The organism is Alteromonas alvinellae (assembly GCF_902705805.1).
On sequence record NZ_CACSIH010000035.1, the window covers coordinates 1 to 1,055 of the forward strand.

The following is a 1,055-nucleotide window of genomic DNA, read 5'->3' on the forward strand; positions in this document are numbered from 1 at the left end:
CAATATGCATAAAACTCGTCTAAGTGCGGTCACGGCGTGCGTCAAAAGTCTGCTTAATGGAAGCGCTGCGACCGTAACCAGCATAGGTCGAGGAATCAATACTAAAGCCTTTGAAAAACATCGGATTAAACGTGCTGACCGCTTGCTCTCAAACCCGCATTTAGTAAGTGAAACACCGCTCATCTATGCATCTATATGCCAACTATTTTGCGGCAACACAACACGCCCTGTTATCTCAATCGACTGGTCAGATTTAGACGACCGTAAAGCGCATTTTCTTTTACGCGCGGCAATATCTTTAAAAGGTCGGCCCGTCACACTTTATCAAGAAGTGCATTGCAACAAGACCAAAGAGAAACCAGCCACCCACAAAGCATTCTTAAAGACATTACACGCCATGTTACCTTCAAATTGCCGACCCATTATCGTTACCGATGCAGGGTATAAATCGCCTTGGTTCAGGGCAGTTAGGGCACTTGGATGGGACATTATTGGACGTATCCGTAAGCCACATCTTTATTCACTTGATAGAGGAGATACGTGGCAGTGTATTCGCTATCTCTATACTCAAGCAACCTGTCGTCCGAAGCGTTTTGACAACAGCCAAATAGTAAGAAGTAATCCCTTTGCCTGCTCGCTAGTTCTTTTTAAACAGAAATCTAAAGAGCGTCATGCTTCAAATCCAGATGGTACACGTAAAGCCTCAAAACGCTCAAAAGCCCATGCGCAAGGGGCGAAAGACCCGTGGCTATTAGCCACAACACTGGCGTCTCACCGAAGCTTATCGAAACAAGTAGTGGCCATTTACAGGCAACGAATGCAAATTGAAGAAGGCTTTAGAGACATGAAAAGCACGAAGTTCGGGCTTGGCTATGAACAGAATAAAAGCGTGAAAAAGCAGCGTCTAACAATACTGGTATTGCTGACGACGTTAGCGTCACTCGTAGCTATATTACTGGGTATAATACTTGTCTCATCGAATAAGCATCGGCGCTTCCAAGCCAATACTGAAACCAGGAGCGTGTTGTCATTCCATTACCTTGGACTCAGGGCTG

Annotated in this window: 1 protein-coding gene; it reads left to right on the forward strand. The window is 45.3% G+C overall.

What is annotated here, in order from left to right:
* Window positions 1-4: 4 nt before the first annotated feature.
* On the forward strand, window positions 5-1,055 hold a 1,051-nt coding region (locus ACX5KA_RS02330; RefSeq protein ID WP_458730310.1), incomplete at its 3' end, for an IS4 family transposase.